Source organism: Salipaludibacillus aurantiacus (assembly GCF_900111295.1).
In the GTDB taxonomy this organism is placed as follows: Bacteria; Bacillota; Bacilli; order Bacillales; family Salisediminibacteriaceae; genus Salipaludibacillus; species Salipaludibacillus aurantiacus.
Genome location: NZ_FOGT01000015.1, coordinates 75,766 through 94,165, shown reverse-complemented (window position 1 = coordinate 94,165; position 18,400 = coordinate 75,766). Strand labels below are relative to the sequence as shown.

The 18,400-nt window shown below is 43.9% G+C and carries 13 protein-coding genes; 8 read left to right on the top strand and 5 right to left on the bottom strand.

All coding sequences use genetic code 11. From position 1 onward, the window contains the following. Positions 1–399 precede the first annotated feature (399 nt). The gene (locus tag BMW59_RS22295; protein WP_281244280.1) at positions 400–528 is read right to left on the bottom strand and encodes a hypothetical protein; all 129 of its coding nucleotides are present in this window, start codon (positions 526–528) and stop codon (positions 400–402) included. 95 nt (positions 529–623) lie between these two features. On the opposite strand from BMW59_RS22295, the gene BMW59_RS16285 reads away from it, so the two are divergent. Together BMW59_RS16285 and putP are read left to right on the top strand one after the other, a co-directional pair. Then, positions 624–1,493: a helix-turn-helix domain-containing protein gene (locus tag BMW59_RS16285; protein WP_093054450.1), complete on the top strand. Its 870-nt coding sequence runs from the start codon at positions 624–626 to the stop codon at positions 1,491–1,493. Positions 1,494–2,008: 515 nt separating this feature from the next. Then, a complete protein-coding gene (putP, locus tag BMW59_RS16280; protein ID WP_093054449.1) occupies positions 2,009–3,490 on the top strand; it encodes a sodium/proline symporter PutP in 1,482 nt (493 codons plus the stop codon). 119 nt (positions 3,491–3,609) lie between these two features. On the opposite strand, the gene BMW59_RS16275 is transcribed toward putP, so the two are convergent. Next, positions 3,610–5,634, bottom strand: a complete 2,025-nt coding sequence (locus BMW59_RS16275; RefSeq protein WP_218141997.1) for a 5'-nucleotidase C-terminal domain-containing protein — start codon at positions 5,632–5,634, stop codon at positions 3,610–3,612. Positions 5,635–6,198: 564 nt separating this feature from the next. On the opposite strand from BMW59_RS16275, the gene BMW59_RS16270 reads away from it, so the two are divergent. From BMW59_RS16270 to BMW59_RS16260, 3 genes are all read left to right on the top strand, one after another. Then, positions 6,199–7,209: a BMP family ABC transporter substrate-binding protein gene (locus BMW59_RS16270; protein WP_093054448.1), complete on the top strand. Its 1,011-nt coding sequence runs from the start codon at positions 6,199–6,201 to the stop codon at positions 7,207–7,209. 28 nt (positions 7,210–7,237) lie between these two features. Next, positions 7,238–9,043 carry a sensor histidine kinase gene (locus BMW59_RS16265; RefSeq protein ID WP_093054447.1) on the top strand — a complete coding sequence of 602 codons (1,806 nt, stop codon included), beginning with the start codon at positions 7,238–7,240 and terminating at the stop codon, positions 9,041–9,043. Positions 9,044–9,483: 440 nt separating this feature from the next. Next, positions 9,484–13,218 (top strand): chitobiase/beta-hexosaminidase C-terminal domain-containing protein, encoded by a 3,735-nt coding sequence (locus BMW59_RS16260; RefSeq protein WP_093054446.1) that lies wholly within the window; start codon positions 9,484–9,486, stop codon positions 13,216–13,218. A gap of 347 nt (positions 13,219–13,565) precedes the next feature. On the opposite strand, the gene BMW59_RS16255 is transcribed toward BMW59_RS16260, so the two are convergent. Next, on the bottom strand, positions 13,566–13,811 hold the full coding sequence (locus tag BMW59_RS16255; RefSeq protein ID WP_093054445.1) for a hypothetical protein: 246 nt from the start codon (positions 13,809–13,811) through the stop codon (positions 13,566–13,568). Between the two features lie 209 nt (positions 13,812–14,020). Between BMW59_RS16255 and BMW59_RS16250 the strand changes: the two genes are divergently transcribed. Together BMW59_RS16250 and BMW59_RS16245 are read left to right on the top strand one after the other, a co-directional pair. Then, complete coding sequence (locus tag BMW59_RS16250) at positions 14,021–14,758, top strand: sulfite exporter TauE/SafE family protein (RefSeq protein WP_093054443.1); 738 nt, start codon at positions 14,021–14,023, stop codon at positions 14,756–14,758. A gap of 119 nt (positions 14,759–14,877) precedes the next feature. Continuing rightward, positions 14,878–15,168, top strand: a complete 291-nt coding sequence (locus tag BMW59_RS16245) for a hypothetical protein (protein WP_093054441.1) — start codon at positions 14,878–14,880, stop codon at positions 15,166–15,168. 112 nt (positions 15,169–15,280) lie between these two features. Here the strand turns inward: BMW59_RS16245 and BMW59_RS16240 are convergent, their stop codons facing one another. Together BMW59_RS16240 and BMW59_RS16235 are read right to left on the bottom strand one after the other, a co-directional pair. After that, the gene (locus tag BMW59_RS16240; RefSeq protein WP_093054439.1) at positions 15,281–16,597 is read right to left on the bottom strand and encodes a Na+/H+ antiporter NhaC family protein; all 1,317 of its coding nucleotides are present in this window, start codon (positions 16,595–16,597) and stop codon (positions 15,281–15,283) included. Positions 16,598–16,794: 197 nt separating this feature from the next. After that, complete coding sequence (locus BMW59_RS16235; protein ID WP_093054437.1) at positions 16,795–17,595, bottom strand: carbon-nitrogen family hydrolase; 801 nt, start codon at positions 17,593–17,595, stop codon at positions 16,795–16,797. 216 nt (positions 17,596–17,811) lie between these two features. Between BMW59_RS16235 and BMW59_RS16230 the strand changes: the two genes are divergently transcribed. After that, a complete protein-coding gene (locus tag BMW59_RS16230; protein WP_093054435.1) occupies positions 17,812–18,327 on the top strand; it encodes a VanZ family protein in 516 nt (171 codons plus the stop codon). Positions 18,328–18,400 lie beyond the last annotated feature (73 nt).

The window sequence follows — 18,400 nt, the reverse complement described above, 5'->3', positions numbered from 1 at the left end:
CATTATAAATAGATTGAAAATTCAATCTTTTTCCAAAATGTAGTATAATAAACAAAAGAAGTATCTTCAGCTCTGTTTTTGGTGCTGTGATGCTTTAAAAGTGATTATCCTGCCTTACCTTTTCACCTCGCCTTTTCCCGCAGGGCGGCCCTGGACCTTAGGCTTTAGGCGTTTAGGAAGTCTTTGCTGGGAAGTGACTAGAAAGGAGAGGGGCGGGCAACTTACCCGCAGGGCCTTCGTAATTTTAGGGATATCACTATTAACCACAGGCTTAAATGAGCCTGTTGATTAAGGGGGGGACAACTACAGACAACTACACGGGAGGGATTTTGCTTTAACATCCAAAAAGCCAAAGCTCTTATTCAGAACTTTGGCGGAAAAATAACTCTTTAAAATGAATTATTGAAAGTTGGGGACACTGTGCTGGTTCGGTAAGTCTCTCGCTGCAAATTGCTCTCCACCACTGAATGAAACAAATCCGCCAAGAAACATAGTAACGATCGCCACACTCAATAAATATTTTTTCATTCTCACACCCCCTTTCAAAGTATGTAATAAACTTTTTAACGTCATAATGTTACTTTTTCCATGATGTGAGTAAAACTAAGTGGGAGGTAATTGGGATGAATTATGACTTAATTGGTGTAAATATTAAGATGTTAAGAGAAAAAGCGAAAATGTCACAAACCGAATTAGCAGAAAACATTTGTACACAGGCTCAAATCAGCCGGATTGAAAAAGGTGAAGTCATTCCTCTCAGTTCAACGTTATACGAAATATCAAAAAAGCTTGAAATCGATATGAATGAGTTTTTTAATATGGCTTCTTACAAGCGGTTTGACTATATTTCCACTGTTAAAAATGAAATTAGAAAAGCGATCAGAAACAGAGATTATGAGACGGTGTATGAATTAGTGACTTGCGAAAAAGAAAATCCTGTTTTCTCCTCTATTGAACATCAGCAGTTTTTACTGTGGCATGAAGGCGTGGCGATGTATTATCTCAATAAAGGATTTAACCGGTCCATCGAATTACTGCTGCTCACCTTGGAAATGAGGAATCCAACGCTTTATTCAGCAACGGAAATAGAAATAATGAACAGTATCGGAATCATTTTCAATGAAGAAAAAGAGTTCGAATTATCTGTTCAATATTATGAACGCGCACTAAAAGAAATGCATAAACTTCAAAAGAAAATAGAGCTGACTAAGATCAGGATTTATTACGGATTATCAAAATCCTTGACGGCGTTAGGAAGACACAGGGAGTCACTCAATTATGGGAAAAGGGGCATAAATCTTTGTGTACAGCTGGAAAGTTTATATTTGATGGGTGAACTGCATTTTCAGGCAGGGATCAATTGTTTTTACTTAAAACACTATAAACGATCCATGATGCACCTTAATAAATCATTGCTGATTTTTGAGATTATGGATAAACACGACTATGTCATGATTATTAAAGAAAATATTGACGAATGTTTTCCGGTGTGAGGAGTGATCCAGGCATGACAGCAGTTACGAAAAGGCCTGACCGAAGCAGGCCTTTTAATTGTGTCGTGAACACTGAGGGAATAGGGTGCTTTGTCTGTGAAGGAAGGGAGGCAGCATGCTGTCCGGCTGCGCACCCGCCTAATTGAAAAGGCCTGACGGCATAGAGAATATTTAGCCCTATCGGCCGGTCTTCCCTTGGGAGGAGAGAAGCCGGACAGAATCCTTCACTCGGCTAATAACAAATTATTAACTATTTTACCTCCATATTCCAGAAGGGGACAACCCCCTTAAGTCCCTTATTCACGATAAAAATGTATGCCAGCAGTATAGTAACAACTATATCATTGTACCTGTCCTGCCCTGAAATACAGCATTTACCAAATAATAATACCTTTCTTTGTATTAACTTTTACTATTAAACTTTTCAAAAAAGAATTATAATCAGATTATAGAGAAAATTAAGTTTATTGAAAGGAGGAACTATTAGAAAAGTATTATATAAGGAGGGGAAAGTAATGGTAGAGAACTTAACACCGATTATTATTACATTTATTGTTTACCTGGTTGGTATGATGGCCTTAGGGGTAATTGCCTATAAGATGACTGACAGCTTATCTGATTACGTGCTCGGCGGGAGAAGACTCGGAGCTGGAGTGGCGGCATTATCTGCCGGAGCTTCAGACATGAGCAGCTGGCTTCTGTTGGGACTTCCGGGTGCATTATATGCAAGCGGGCTAGTTGAATCCTGGATTGCAATTGGTCTTGCAGCCGGTGCAATCATTAACTGGCAGTTTGTTGCGGGGCGTCTGAGGTCTTATACTGAAGTGGCCAATGATGCGATTACACTCCCCGATTTCTTTGAAAACCGTTTTGGGGATAAATCAAAGTCCCTTCGTGTTGTTTCAGCTATTTTAATTTTATTGTTTTTTACTTTCTACACGTCTGCAGGCCTTGTTGGAGGAGCAGTATTGTTTGAGAGCACCTTTGGATTAAATCAACAGGCTGCTTTGTGGATTGGTGCAGTCGTAATTATTGGCTATACCTTTATGGGCGGGTTCCTTGCCGTCAGCTGGACTGACTTTGTACAGGGGATTCTTATGTTTTTAGCGTTAATCATCATTCCAATTGTAGCAATTATGGATTTCGGAGGGTTTGGCCCGACCTTCGATCAGATACGTACCATCGACCCTAATAATTTGAACCTTATGGGCGGTGTCGGACTAATTGGTATTATTTCTTTAATGGGCTGGGGACTTGGTTATTTCGGCCAGCCGCACATTATCGTCCGTTTTATGGCTATCCGTTCTATGAAAGAAATTCCTAAAGCAAAAACTATCGGTATTTCCTGGGTTGTTCTCTCTATGTTTGGAGCGGTGATGACCGGGTTGATCGGGATTGCTTACTTTGCAGATCAGCCGCTTGATAACCCTGAAACGGTCTTTTTAGCTTTCACACAAGTATTGTTCCACCCTGTTGTTGCAGGGGTTCTGCTGGCCGCCGTTTTAGCAGCGATTATGAGTACGATTGACTCTCAGCTGCTTGTATCCTCATCGGCTTTAGCAGAGGATTTCTATAAAGGGATGATCCGTAAGAACGCTCAGCAGAAAGAACTCGTTCTTGTCGGTCGGTTCGGCGTGCTTGCGATCGCTATCGTCGCTTTACTCCTGGCGCAAAATCCTGACAGTACGGTTCTGGAACTTGTCAGCTATGCGTGGGCAGGCCTCGGTGCAACGTTCGGACCGCTTGTCCTGTTCTCCTTGTTTTGGAAGCGGATGACACGAAACGGTGCCCTTGCAGGGATGATTTCGGGCGGATTAACAGTTGTTCTCTGGATTCAGATAAAAACAGAAACCGGGTTCTTCTCTTTATATGAGCTCGTTGTTGGATTTGTCATCTCTTCAATTATGATTATTATTTTCAGCTACATCGGTCCTCCGCCAACTAAAGAAATGGAAGAGGCGTTTGAAAAAGCGAAAGAAATGGACCGCAACAGATAATTATACGTTTCCAGTGTCCAGCAGGATGGCCCGAATAATAACCAGCATAAGAAAAGCCCGGCTCTCTATGAGAAGCCGGGCCTTTCTATATATTCACCATTCTTTTAACGGCTGCTTTATTATTGAGCTGCCAAGTTAACAATACGGCCTTCGACGCTGTAATCTACGTTGCCAAGTTCAGCCATATAGTCACGCAGCATCTCCCAGTCAGTATTACCGACAATCGTGCCGCGCCCGTCTTCATAAGCCTGTGCGAACACCTCATAACCGTCTCCGCCCGTTGCTGTGAAATTATTCGTAGCAATCGTATACATTTCGTCTTGCTCGATATCAACGTACTCGCCGTCCACTTCTATTTCAAGAGAGACGACTCTTTCACCTGGATCAAGGTCGCTGTCATACGTTAGTCTTGTGCCTGCGGATACGTGAAGGAAGCCGCCGTTTTCTGCCGGCGCATCAAAGACACTCGTTTCAAATGCCTGCATAAGCTCTTCACCTGATAATTCTAATAGAGTAAGTCGGTTTCCGAACGGCTGGACTTCAATCAGCTGTCCGATGGTTACTTCTCCTGCAGATATCGGGGCGCGGATCCCGCCGCCGTTTTGCAGGGCCATAATTGTATCTTCATTTGCTTTTAATGCTGCGTTAAGCTGGGCATCAGTAATTAAATTGCCGAGTGCTGTTTCGTTCGCGCGGACACTCACTTCATCGCCGTCACCGTGGCGCGGATTCGGGAGGTCATTGACGAGATATGATCCAGCCGGCTCATTTTGCAGTTCTTCAATTGCTTGAGTGTAAGGTTCAAGCATTTCGGCCGCTTCTGGATCAGGGTCGCGGTCTCCGGCTGCCATTAACTCACCATCTGAATCAACAACGACGCCATTTTCATCGAAAGTCACGTTAACTACGCCAAGGAATTTACCATATTCTCCTGCTTGAGCGACAACAGTCGGCTCCATTTCCTCGCCTTGTTCATTTTCTGTAACTACGGTAGGAGGTGAAACTTCTGTATGGCTGTGACCGCCGATAATAACGTCAATCCCTTCAACTTTAGATGCGAGCAGAAGGTCGTTGCCGACGCTTGGGTCACTGTCATAGCCAAGATGGGTAAGAGCAATAATTTTATTAACGCCTTCTTCTTTAAAAAGATCGACCATTTCCTGGGCCGCTTCTGCATAGTTGGAGAACGTGACATCCATCGGGCTGGAAATATCGACTGTATCTTCTGTGTTGATTCCAAAAATCCCTACTTGTTCGCCATCTACCTCTTTTACGATTCCATCATAAATCATACCGTCTTCAGCTCCGAAGCTGATCCCGCCCTGCTGGTTTATATGATCAAAGCCGGGATCGCCTGAAAAGTCCATGTTTGCACCCACAAATGGGAACTCTGCATTTTCGACGAACTCTACTAATTCAGGGTGCCCTTCATCAGGATCCCCAAGGTCAAATTCATGGTTTCCGAAAACAAAGGCATCATACTCCATCATGTTCATAAACTCAAGGGCGTCCTGGCCCCGGAATTCATTAAAATAAAGCGTACCGGAGAACACATCTCCCGCGTCAAGAAGAAGGCCGTCTCCGTACGTTTCTTTAGCTTCATTTAAGGTTGTCACAAGCTGAGGAAACATATTAGTGCGGCCGTGATTATCATTTGTATGGAAAATATTAAGGCTGAACATCTCTTCTTCATCTGCAAAGTCAAAATCAAGTTCAAAATCATTAATTCGAAGTGTTCCTGCCAATCCATCGAGATCATCGTTCGCATGTTCAATTGTCACTAATGAACGATCGTCTGATGAGACACCATAATCTGTTAATTCAACTTCCACCACTGACTCATCATCTAACTCTGCTTCAACTTCAAGCATCCGATTAATATCGATGCCTTTCGGATAAGTTTTATCAAAATCAACCAGGAAACTTGTAGAATCAACCATTGTCACGCCTTCAATGTCTCTTTTTGGGCCGTGTGGGGCATTTCCGCTGTTCCCTCTTTGTTGTTCTACCGCAGCATTCCCCTGGCCATTTCCCTTGCCGGGGTTAGCGCTCACCGATTCCATCGGTGCAAAGGCAGCTGTCACTAGACTGACAGTCATCACTCCTGCAAAAAAAGGACGAAGCTTTTTAAAGCGATTTGACATACCTCTTTCTCCTCCTTTGAAATATGTAATAGGACTATTACATCCTGCTCCCTTAGAACGACAAAAGGAGAGCGTTTTCATTATATCTTCTTATTGGCAGGACCGTAAACTGGGGGTGTCATGCGTGTAATTTTTTTTGAATATATTTACTTAGGTATAGAGAAGTGTTTTTTATTTGTATATTTGCAAACAGAAATTTCAGGGAGTCATCTTTTGTCGGATAAGCTGGAAATTTCTTTAAGTGTGTAAAAATTAAGAAGTAAAATAGTTTCAATTTTATGGTATTAAAAGGAAATTATTCTTAGTCTGTAAAAATAATATTCTCTCCCCTTCTATTAATAAAATTGAAAATAAAACGGTAAAGGACTGAAGAGTTAAGCGTGGACATATAGACCTGAGGGAGGATTTTCTGTAAGATAAAGCTAGTTCTAATTTACATAGCTGTCCAGAAAAATGAAATGTTTTAAATCATAAAACCGAATTGTTTTTATATTTTTTACAGTATGTAAGGGGCCTGATGTGACAGCGGGAATCAGGTTATGCATCTCAGAAGGAGAACAAATTATGATTTATTCAGAATCCCAGACTAAATATATATTAATTCTTTCTTTATTAGTTTCTTCAGTGCTTATTTTTATTATGTTATATCAGTCAAGGGGTATTTTACTCAACGATCAATCAGACGTCACAAAGGAAGATGAAGGAGATCTCCTTATGGCAATTCTTACTTCTGACTCTGTAAGCGATCAGAGCTGGGGGAGTCTTGCCTATAAAGGGCAGGTGATGATCGAGGATGAGTTTCCTGTCGACGCAGTGTTACACAGCGGACTCTACTCCGAAGAACTGGTGGCCGGCAAAGCGAAAGAGGCGATTGAAAGCGGGGCAGAATTAATTATTGGACATGGCCAGGAGTTTTCTCCCTTCTTCAGAGATTTGGCCCCGTATTATCCGGATGTGCAGTTTGTAACCATTCACGGAACGGCTACTTATTCTAACCAGGCGGTTTATACATTTGGAAAAGGGAAAGCTGAATATTTTGCAGGTCTCGCAGGGGCTTTAAAATCTGAAACAGGCCGGATTGCCCTGATTGAAATAGAAGATGAAAAAAGAGGGTCTCCGAAATTTTTTCAAGGCGTGCACCATTATAAGCCTGAAGCAGAGGTGTTCAGTCAATCCGTCACAAGCAGGGAGGACGGTGCTGAAGCTGTCGGGGTAATGGATGAACTCCTTAAAAAAGGGGTGGACGTGATCTATTCGAAGGGGAATGCTTTCAACCGTGATATTATTGAACGGGCAAAAGAAGAAGACGTTTATGTGATTGGTTATATAGAAGACCAGTCTTATATGGCGAGAGAATATGTTTTAACCAGTGTAACAAACGACGTACCAAAAGCCTACGTGGCCATTCTGGAAGACTATTTCAGTAAAGAAGGAATTCCCGGGGGAGTAACGATTTTGGGTGAAAACGAAGGAGTAGTTGACCTTGCTCCGTTCGGTCCTATGTTTACAAAAAAAGAATTAGAGTTTATTGAATCAGAGATTAAGAGACATACCAGAGGGAAGCTGACTTTTTAGTCAGGCAGGTTTAGAGAGGGGAAGAGCAATGGGCAAGTTCTTTAAAAACATAACGTTTCGCAGTAAAATACTGTCCATTCTTCTTATCATTACGATTTTATTAGCCAGTTTTTCATTTGTTATTATTCAGTCTATTAAAGAGGTTAATCAAGTAAGCGATGATGTTAGAAACACTAGTCTTCCTGAACATTTCTGGCTCTCTTACTGGGAGCAGGAATTACGGATGAAGGAATATATGGCTGAAACGGCAGTAGAAACGAATTTCTGCTGTGATTTCGCTGACACCTATGAACAAAGGCAGCAGGAGACAGAGAAGCAAGTGAGGGAGGATCATGGGCCGGTTCCCGACTCTCTTTCATCAATTAAAAAAGAAATAGATTTATTAGATTTTTTAGTCATAAATAATATTAGAGGGTTAGTGGAATATGGGAATTTTTCAGCGGCCGCTGCGCTTATAGAAGAGGATTACCTTCCAGGCGTGCAGGAGCTTCACCAGATCTTGAGCGATCAGAGAGAGAGTGTCGATGCTTCACTGGAAGACCACTCTGAACATATTTCAACGATTATCAGCGAGTCTTTAAGGCTCCTCATTATTGTTACAACTATCGCTATCATTTTAGCAATTGCAGCTTCTTACAGAATCAGTGCAGGCCTGACAAAGCCGGTAGAAAATATAGAAAGAAAGCTGGGCTATATTGCCAAAGGTAAGTACGGCTTAACGATCGAAGAGGGGAATCAGGTAGAACTTAAATCGCTGACTGCCTCCATTAATCAAATGTCAAAGAGGCTGAAAGAATCTTTTGATACAATCGTCAACGATAAGATTTACAGAGAGCAGATTCTGAATTCCCTGCCTATGGGCATCGTAACTTACAATAAGAAAACAGGCGATCTGTCTCTGAATGACACGGCTAAAGAGTTTCTCGGCCATGATAATAAAAAGCTGATGGAGACATTAATCAAAAGAGACTTTAATGAAAATCTTCCATTCTGGGAGAGGTTTTCATCACCGGACATTTACCATAATGTCAAAATTCCTTTCTACACAAAGAGTGGCACGCATTTTCTATTAGTCTCCCAATCTGAGCTCCTTAACAAAGACCAGGAAATGACAGGGAAGATTTTTTATTTTCTTGATATTACCGAAACCGAGGAGATGGAGAAAAAAATTCAGCAAACAGAAAAACTTGCGGTTATAGGCGAACTGTCAGCGGGGGCTGCCCACGAAATACGAAACCCGTTAGCGGTGATTGACGGATTTTTATCCTTAATGAATCAGTCTCTGTCAGAAGAAGAAAAAAAGCAGTTCCACCTGCCTCTTCTCCTTAAAGAGCTCGACCGGATCAACGCAATCATTGAAGAGATGCTGATGCTTACAAAACCAAGTGCACCGGTCATGGAAAAAGTGTATTTTGAAAAAATCGTAGAAGACATTTTACCGTTAATCAGGCAGTCTTCAGGATACGACCAAGTCGAATTTACAGTCGATCTTTATCCGGCTCACGTGCATGTCGATTCTGAACAGATGAAACAGGTCCTGCATAATCTTATCAGAAACAGCATTGAAGCGATGGGAGGGGAAGGTTCTATTACTATTTCTTCTATTGTGGAAGACGGAAATCATAACATTTATATTAGAGATACAGGACCGGGAATTTCTGAGAAAATTCAGCAGCAGATTTTTGATCCTTTCCTTACCTCAAAAGAAAGCGGTACAGGCTTAGGCCTCACGATCGCTCAGCGTATAATGGATAACCACGGAGGCAAACTTCAGCTGGAGAGCACGTCCACAAACGGGACCTGCTTCCTCCTCTCCTTACCCGCCGCCGAATAAATTCCCAAAACCTGGGGGGTCTGTCCCCCCAGGTTTTTCCTTTGATAATAAGTCTTTTTTACCATTATTTTCTTTGTTGTGGAAAGATGTCGAAAAAATCTATCTATTTTCTCATATATTTACAAATTGTTTAAACTTATTAAAAATATACCTGGTTTTTCAACGGATAAAGGAGGAATTTTCCATAAAAAGACACCCTGGGTTTACAAACTTAACTTAATTGAACAAATGGGGGGGAGGTGAATGTGCAATTTATAGAGGTGAAATGGGAGGCGGGGTATTCAATTGCAAGAAATAAGGTCATCTATCCTATGAGAATAGATGTGAGGCGGTCTGACCTTTGTTTACGTCACTCAATAAAACAGATTATAATGGAATCGCTCTCATTATATGCCAGACTCCGAGAGACATTACATATTTTCTAAGGAGGAGACGATGGTATGAAAGATCGATCGAGAAGAACCCGTTCGTTATTTGCAGCATTAATGGCGGTCATCTTGACAGCTGCCACCTTTGCGCCGGCAATGTCTGCCGAAGCAAACCAGGGAAACAGAAATGGGCAGCCAGGAGGCCAGGTTGTTGAAGAAAGGGAACAAAAAGGTCATAGTGCACAGGGACCGAAAAGGTCTGTGGAAGATGTGACGATCATTGATTCAACCAGCTTTTTAATCGATTTTGATAAAACGTACCCTAAAGGGCTGGGGATAGACAGAATGGTGGAAGTAGAAGTGGAACTGGCTGATAAAACAGTTATTGTTCCTGATTTAACAGGTTATGAGGTTTCTTCAGAAGACCGGTCCCACGTTACCGTGGAGCATCTTAATGACGACCTTGCAGGCCTGAGCGGGACACTGACTGTAAATGATGTGGAGGCAGCCTTTGACTACACGGAAGAAGAAGAGTTCGAAGGCTCGACAATTCAGGAGGTTCGGGATTCTGACCTCGGGACCACTCATACTGTCCGCGGGACGGTAACCGCTCATTTCGAAGCAGGCGGCCAGACGAATATGTACATCCAGGATGATACGGCCGGCCTGTTATTAAGAGGCCCTGGTTTAGGAGACCTCTACACGATCGGTGACATGATTGAAGTGACAGGAGATCTGGATCATTTCCGTGACATGCTTCAGCTGCTGATTGCTTCAGGAAACTCTGACTTGGTTCAGGAAAATGCCGGAATGGTTGAACCTAAACTGGTGGACTCAACTGATTTTTCCGAAGAGAACGGTAAAAATATTGAAGCTCAGCTCGTCATGGTGGAAGAGGCTACTGTAAATGAATTAAGAGACTTTAATGATTATATCGCTGAGGACAGCGAAGGGGAATTCATTGTACTCGGTTCAGAAGCTGATGTTCAGGAAGAGACTGAATACGACTATTTGATCGGCGTTGTGAATTACCATTTTTACGAACATAAGCTTATGCCACGCTTTGATGAAGACTTAATTGAAGACGCTACTGTTGTTCAGCCGGTACAGGCGGCACCGGGCTCTTCAGCAGTAGAAGCAGGCACTAAAGTGACTTTAAGCACGTTTACTGACGATGCTGCCATTTATTATACGACAGATGGGTCAGACCCGACTGTGGAAAGCAATCTGTATGACGGGCCAATTGAAATTACGGAAGACATGATTATTAAAGCTTTTGCAGTGAAAGACGGTTTAAATGACAGCCAGGTGCGTACCTATGAGTACACGGTACTCGCAGAAGCAGGAAGCCTTGAAATTTATGACATACAGGGCTCGGCCCATATTTCACCTTACGAAGATATGGCCGTCCGGGAAGTTCCGGGTATTGTCACTTACACACAAGGCAACGGATTCTACATGCAGAGCGAAGAATCTGACGGCGATGTCAATACATCTGAAGGGATTTTCGTTTATAACCCGAATCACGGTGTCACGGCAGGTGATATGGTGCTTGTGGACGGACGGGTTGTAGAGTATGAAGAGCGAGGTTTTGACGGGAATAATGATTTAACGACGACACAGATTGTCGGTTCATCACTGGAAGTCGATTCAAGCGGCAATGAGCTGCCTGATCCGGTTGTCATTGGAGTCGACCGCGATATTCCAAGTGTGCTTCTGGCCGACCCGGATGAATACGACATTTATGATCCGGATACGTTTGATGCGACAGCAAACGCGCTTGATTTTTATGAGAGCCTTGAAGGAATGCTCGTTGAAATTCCGGGCCAGGTCACTCTTACCGGTCCGCAAAAATACGATGAAATTACCGTCATTTCTGAAGAATGGGCTCTGGAAAACCGGACTCCGGACGGCGGGGTTTACTTAACAGAGAAAGAGCTTAACCCGGAGATTATGTTTGTTAACGTGCCGCGCGGAACGATCGCAAAAACAGGCGACTACTTTGAAGAAAGTATTGAAGGTGTCGTGGGATATAATTTCGGCAACTTTAAAATTCAGCCTGTAGATGACCTGCCTGAACTGATCGATGGCGGAGCAGAACGTCGTGACGAAACAACGATTGAATTTGAGGAAGATAAACTGACGGTTGCTACTTATAATGTAGAGAACTATTATCCCGGCGTTCCGGCTGAAAAAACAGAACGGCTGGCCAACTCTATGGCAAATGAACTGAATGCCCCGGATATTATTACTCTTGTGGAAGTGATGGCAAGCGACGGAACGACGGACAGCGGCGATACGGACGCCAGCGAAAGCTATGAGACGTTAATTGATAGAATTTCTGAGCTTGGCGGCCCGCAATACGCTTATACTGATGTGGCACCTGTGGACGGCCAGGATGGCGGTATTCCGGGTGGAAATATCCGTGTCGGGCATATTTACCGCACTGACCGCGTGCATTTAGCAGATGGTGAGATTGGCGGTCCGACAGACGCACTGGCATTCGATGAAAACGGGGAATTAAACTACGTGTCAGGTTTAATTGATCCTATGAATGAGGCGTTTGAAAATTCACGGAAACCATTAATGACTGAATTTGTTTTTAAAGGTGAATCCGTCTATGTGGTTGGAAATCACTGGAACTCCAAACGCGGAGATACGGCACCGTTCGGGATGGAACAGCCTCCGGTACAGGGCAGCCGTGATCAGCGTGAAGAGATTGCAACAGTCATTCATGATTTTGTGAGCGAACTGAAAAGCTACCAGGAAGAAGCGAATGTGGTTATTTTAGGAGATTTCAATGATTTCCCTTGGTCTTCTCCTGTACAAATCCTTGAAGGTGACGGGATGATGTATAACAGTATTTATGAACTTCCGAGGGAACAGCAGTATACGTATAATTATAACGGCAGCTCCCAGTCCCTTGATTCCATTCTCGTTTCTGATCATCTGACAGAAGGACTGGAAGCGGATATCATGAATATCAACTCAGGTTTCATGGAAGCCCACGGCCGTGCCAGCGACCACGACCCGATGGTAGTCCAGCTTGAAATTCCGGATATTGATCCTGATTATGATATGGGAGATGTGACGCCTCCTGTGATCGAATTTACAGACGAGGCTTTGAATGAGGATCCTACAGTTTATTTGCAGGCCGGCGACGAATTTGAAGTGCCTGCTGTAACTGTGGTAGACGATGTAGACGGCGATTTGACTGATCAGGTGGAAGTGACTAATAATGTAGATACTTCCCGTGCCGGCACGTATGAGGTCCGTTACAGAGTCTCTGACTCTTCCGGCAATACCGCAACAAAAACGTTGACAGTCATCGTTCAGTCTACTGCGGAACCATTTGAAGAGTTAGCTAATGGCTCATTTGAAAACTGGGCTGATGGACTGCCAGTCAATTGGTTTGGCCAGTCCTCAAATATTGCCCAGTCAAGAGTCAATCAGTCTGATGAGGCTTACGAAGGTGATTCCTCCGTCCAGCTTGTGAACACAAGTACGTCGCATAACCGGTTTACATCTGAAGCTTATGCGATGGAAGCGGGCGTGACCTACGAAGTGAGTTTCTGGGTGAAAGGGAACGGCGAGATTAGAAACGCCATGTACGCCCCTGGTTATCACGGCAACAATTACAGCAACTATTCCGCTTATACCTTTGTGGATGGTGACGAATGGCAGCAGGTCACCTGGGAGTACGAAGCACCTGGTGATGGGGAAGCCGAGCTTATCATTTCAATCCGCAACACAAGCGGCGACCACCTGTTTGTCGATAATGTCGAAGTGAGCGTGGCTGATCAGTAAACATAATTGAATCATATATGTGGAGTATTTGAAGCGGCCTCTGTGAAAGTTTACAGAGGCCGCTTTTTCCAGTAAATGGGGGGTCTGACCCCTACTTTAAACGCTCCCTCAAGTTTTATAAAACGTAAAAAGCGGCGGACAAGTTACCTTATCTGCCGCTTCACTCCCCAAATATCCCTGTTCCAACCGCCAACCCCCTATGCTCCGATACAACACTCATTCTATTATTGCTCCCCTTTTGCTAAGGTCTTCCTGAGTAAATACCCCTTGAGAACTTGAGAATTGTCCCCTCAGTCTTTCTATTAATCACCCGCCCCTGTTCCCTGCACCTGTAACTTCCCCGAAGATTAACGCTTAATGGTGTGAAGGCAAAAGTGTCCTTCACCGAGTTTCTCGCGGGCGACGTCTACTTGATATGTTTTCATAAGATGGACGAGCGGCTCAGCTTCATGAGGGACGTGGATTTTCGTAATTGTTCCTTTCGGTATAGAAGAAAGGTACTGAAGGATGTCATCTTTTGGATGGCCTCCGTTATTGACTAATTCTCTCACATCAATTTCTGCTTGCCCGTTCTCTAATTTTTTAATTTGCACCTTGATCCCTCCGGTCTGGTTAGTTTTTTCTTGCTTCATAAGGAAAATAATTGAAGCTTGATTTTACTTTAACCTACTGCGACCGGGGCAGGCAGTGACGCGTGTCACAAAATAATTGGCGGATCTGTGATTTTTACCCCGCAAGCAAATGTTTTTATGTAAAATAAAAGAGGTGAACTGACTATTATTTTCAAGGAAAGGCAGCTATTATGATTACCGAATTATTAATTATATTTGTTATTCTGCTCATTGGCAGCTTTATTCAAGGGGTCAGCGGTTTTGGGTTCGGCCTCTTCGCCATGAGTTTTCTTCCTTTTTTGTTTACGATAAAGGACAGTACTCTTCTTGTGGTGTCATTAGCCCTTGTTTTGTCCATAAGCATTGCTCTCCAGATGTTCCGCCACATTCAATGGCGGGTGCTTACAGTTCTTCTGGCTGCGGCTTTGGCCGGCAGGGTCGGAGCTTTTTTTGTGCTCCATAACTATGGGGATCTGGATATACTGAAGACTTTTCTCGGGATTTTTCTGATTTCTGTTGTCATTTATCTGTTTAAAAGCAGCGGACCGGGTGAAGGGAAGCTTCTGGGCAAAACGTGGCTTCCCGTCCTTTTAGGGCTTGGCGGCGGTTTTATCGGCGGTATTTACGCCGTCGGAGGGCCGTTCTTCGTCTTTTATTTAATGCTAGTATTCAGCGACAATAAATATGCTTACAGTGCAAACCTTCAGCTGACCTTTGTTTTTACCAATTCAGTTACGGTACTTCTCCATGGAATGAATGGAGACTTTAACGGAGAGTTTCTGTTATACTTCCTTGTAGGTATTGCAAGCGTCCTTATTGGCTCCCGAATCGGGATTAAATGTTTTGCCCATATCTCCCAGCAGAATATTAAAAAACTTGCCGCCATTGTCGTAGCTGTGGCTGCGGTCAATCTTATACTGTTTGGCTGATAGATTCCCGGCTATTTGGTTTATTGTAAAACTGGTTAAAACTGTTATAATGTATTCTTGTGTGACGCTAAAAAATCACTCATGTAAATAATGTATAAAGAGAAAGGGAAGATGAACTCATGCTTGATACGGTGCAAACGACATTTACGATATGTGTACAGCGCAATGTAAATGGCACCTACACCCTCGCAGGTCTGGTCAACGAGGAAAGTTTGTCTGATGCGGCTGTTCTTGAATTGCAGATTAAAGACGAAGCCGGCTTTTTCAAAAAAGTAAGGGAAACTGAAATGGACGAGTTCCGTTATTTTGAAATGACCCAGATTCAGCTGGAGAGCGGAGATCTGGATCATCTTTATTTAAAATTGAAAGAGCTGGATATTTTAGAAAAAGTAGAGTTTACAGATAAGTAGAACGAGGCTGGGCGAAGGCTGCTTAATGAGCAGCTCCGACCCCGCCTCTTTTTTTTTGGGGAGGAGTTCATCGGGATTTTAAAATAAAGCGGTAAAAAGCTTCCGCCAAAACTTACTGGTAAGCCTTTCTGGCGGACAGGACGGAGTAAACCATTGTCACAGCCGGGGACAGCAGCAGGAAAAAAGCGAAAGGTGCGTATTCGAGCACCGGGACGCCGATAATCGTGCTGCAAAGAATCGCGAGCAGACTCCACGGAACCAGTCCTGCAAACACCACCGTAGAGTCAGCAAGGATCCGGGACAGCTGGCGTTTGGAAAAATACTCTGCCCAGTGAGGCAGCAGGGACCTCCCGGTCAAAATGATCGGGAAAGACTGATTTGGCGATATAAGCGAGACGGCAGCCGCTATCCCGATAGACTGCGAGGTATTCACAGCAAGTGAGGACTTATTAGTGAATACTTTTTCTATATATGGCTGAATCAATTGAGTATCTTCTATAATCTGAGAATAGACCCCGACGAGCAGAATAAACAGGATAAACGGAAGCATATCTATTATGCCGTTAACCTGTCCTGCCCCTGCCAGGACGCCTTCCCCCCATGCCCCCAGAGGCACATCACGGAAAAACAATATAGCAAAAGCCGCCGCAATACTTGACGTAAAGGAGATTTTCATGTTTTTCCCAGTTAAAATCATGATGAGAAGGACAAGGGCTGGAATAAACGACACAGCCAGCTGACCGATATTCAGCTCACTGAAATTCCTTGCCGTCCCGTTGTTAAGGGCATCTCCTTTATCAATGTAGAGATCCAGGCTTAAAAACAGTCCCGCAGTGAGAAAAACGGTCCACATAAGAGTGGGCAGGATCGCCCGGAAATGCTGGCGGACAGTGACTTCGAGTGCGTAGGACAGCAGAAAAAACGAGCTTGACAGGGGAGACGAACGGTCCCCGACGAACGCTCCCGACACAAGGGCACCCCCGACAATCACCATCGGAAGCCCGAGATAATCACCGGCTGCCATCACCGGAACACCGGCAATGCTGAGGCTGCCGATCGCTGATCCTACAATCAGGGACATGACAGCAGTGATCAAAAAAGCGATGACAAAGAAATAGGCAGGATTAATAACAGTTAGAAACAGGGCATTTAAGTCGTTGATCGTGCCTGCAAAGTGCCATGTTGGAAGCAGGATGCCGATAAACGTCAGCAACCAGGCGACATCTTTATTTCTTTTTATGCCAAAAAAAGCGGACCTGGAAAGTTCACTGAATGAAAAGCCTTTCCGGACGGAAATGCCGACGAGAAGAAACAGTCCCGGCATGATAGCCAGTACGAGTGAAAAATTGTTTAAAATGGCGGTCATTAAAACGGCCACCGTAACGCCTAATATGAGTAGCAGTTCTGTTAAAGTGAATGTGCGTGTCATTTTTCCATGTTACCTCCGAAAGTATCTGCACGTATTTTAACATACGGCGCCCACATAAGCGCGCAAATGAAAAACCAAAGGCGCGCATGCCTTTGGTTTCAGTATTAGCAGGGCAAGATAATAAACTTATCTCCAGGCTGAATCACGTCTATGAGGGGGAGATCTTCTTCAATAAGGAGGAGGCCCCCTGCCGGCTGCTAAAGTTTATAAATACCCGGGCGCCTGTCTGTAAACACGGGAATTGATTCACGTACTTTATCAACGTCCTCAATCTCAATGTCTGCATGAAGAATGGTTTCTTCCCCGCCTGCTTCAGCAATAATTTCACCCCACGGACCGATGACGATGGAATGGCCGCCAAACTCATTATTAGGATCTGCCCCTGTGCGGTTGCAGGCCACTACAAAACACTGATTTTCAATAGCGCGGCTGATGAGAAGGGCCTTCCAGTGGTCAACCCTTGCTTTCGGCCACTCTGCTACGACATAAAGTATTTTTGTCTGCTTTCCTTCTTCACCGACCATATGGGTGCGGATCCAGTCAGGAAATCGGATATCATAGCATATCACGCCGGCGCTCGGATGGCCGGCAAGATGAAAGAGGCCGTTGTCATTTCCCTGAATTAAATATTTTTCCTCATTCATAAGTCTGAACAGATGAGCTTTGCTGTACTCTTTAACCAGTCTGCCTGAACTGTCAAACACAAGCATCGTATTTTTGGTGCCATCCTTTGTCTGTTTTGGAACAGACCCGGCTACTGCGTTCACCTGGTGCTTTCGCGTGAGTCCGGATAAAAAGGAGACAGCCTGTTCTGCTTCCGGGTCTCCGATCTCATCCAGGCGTGCTAAGTCATACCCTGTCGGCCACAGTTCAGGAAGGACGATAATATCAGGATGATCAGCTGCAGCTTTTTCAAATTCTCTTTCAATTTTGCGGTAATTTGCCTCAGGATCGCCGTAGGCGATGTCTGCTTGGATTAATGCGACTTTCAGTCCCAATTGCGTCAACTCCTTTATTTAGTCAGCTGTATGAGTTAACCGGCTCAAGTTTCAGCCTGGTTTAACTGTCTGCAGCTCCTATTATACTATTGAAAAAAAGATAGCGTGCCGGATGATTCTCATGTACAGTTTTTCTTAGCAACAATCGAACTTCCGGCATGTGCGGAAATAACTGCAAATAACCGGAAAAGCTGTTCGCAGAAAGGATGATTCGCCATGAGTGGCAGCCGCGGCAGGTTTGTCGTGTTTTATTTAATTCCATTTTTATTCTGGGCGGGCCTGATCTATTATTCTTCCTCACAGACGTTTGAAGACCAGACTGTTGAGCCCGTCTTAACTGATTTTAATTTAACATGGGTGTCAGCCATGTTCCAGTGGGTGTCTTTTAATTATGGCGGTTCTCCTGTCAGTCTTCAAGCGATGACACCCGCTGAGTTTACTGAATTTTTTATTAGAAAAGGGGCCCATGTCTTCACTTTTGCGGTACTGGCTGTGCTTACTTACCGTCTCATACGTTATTTTTATAATAATAGAAACGCAGCAGCAGGTATGTCTTTAGCCTTTGTTTTGCTGTACGGGTCTTTTGACGAGTATCGGCAGTCCCTTAATCCCGGCAGATCAGGCATGGTGGAAGATGTGATCTTGAATTTTGCCGGCGGTATTCTTGGCCTGGTGGTGTTTTTAACGGTTAAAAAGAGATTGAGGGGAACATTCAGATCAGGACAAAATTAGTGGAAATTTGTCTAATACTAATGAAAGTGGTGTTTTTTTCCTGTATAATTTTTGTTGGTTAAAGCCATCATTT

What these genes read in the sequence shown, in the direction of transcription:
- BMW59_RS22295 (WP_281244280.1), bottom strand. Translation starts at nt 528, where the DNA reads ATGAAAAAATATTTATTGAGTGTGGCGATCGTTACTATGTTTCTTGGC.
- BMW59_RS16230 (WP_093054435.1), top strand. Translation starts at nt 17,812, where the DNA reads ATGAGTGGCAGCCGCGGCAGGTTTGTCGTGTTTTATTTAATTCCATTT.
- BMW59_RS16245 (WP_093054441.1), top strand. Translation starts at nt 14,878, where the DNA reads ATGCTTGATACGGTGCAAACGACATTTACGATATGTGTACAGCGCAAT.
- BMW59_RS16260 (WP_093054446.1), top strand. Translation starts at nt 9,484, where the DNA reads ATGAAAGATCGATCGAGAAGAACCCGTTCGTTATTTGCAGCATTAATG.
- BMW59_RS16285 (WP_093054450.1), top strand. Translation starts at nt 624, where the DNA reads ATGAATTATGACTTAATTGGTGTAAATATTAAGATGTTAAGAGAAAAA.
- BMW59_RS16275 (WP_218141997.1), bottom strand. Translation starts at nt 5,634, where the DNA reads ATGTCAAATCGCTTTAAAAAGCTTCGTCCTTTTTTTGCAGGAGTGATG.
- putP (WP_093054449.1), top strand. Translation starts at nt 2,009, where the DNA reads ATGGTAGAGAACTTAACACCGATTATTATTACATTTATTGTTTACCTG.
- BMW59_RS16270 (WP_093054448.1), top strand. Translation starts at nt 6,199, where the DNA reads ATGATTTATTCAGAATCCCAGACTAAATATATATTAATTCTTTCTTTA.
- BMW59_RS16265 (WP_093054447.1), top strand. Translation starts at nt 7,238, where the DNA reads ATGGGCAAGTTCTTTAAAAACATAACGTTTCGCAGTAAAATACTGTCC.
- BMW59_RS16240 (WP_093054439.1), bottom strand. Translation starts at nt 16,597, where the DNA reads ATGACACGCACATTCACTTTAACAGAACTGCTACTCATATTAGGCGTT.
- BMW59_RS16250 (WP_093054443.1), top strand. Translation starts at nt 14,021, where the DNA reads ATGATTACCGAATTATTAATTATATTTGTTATTCTGCTCATTGGCAGC.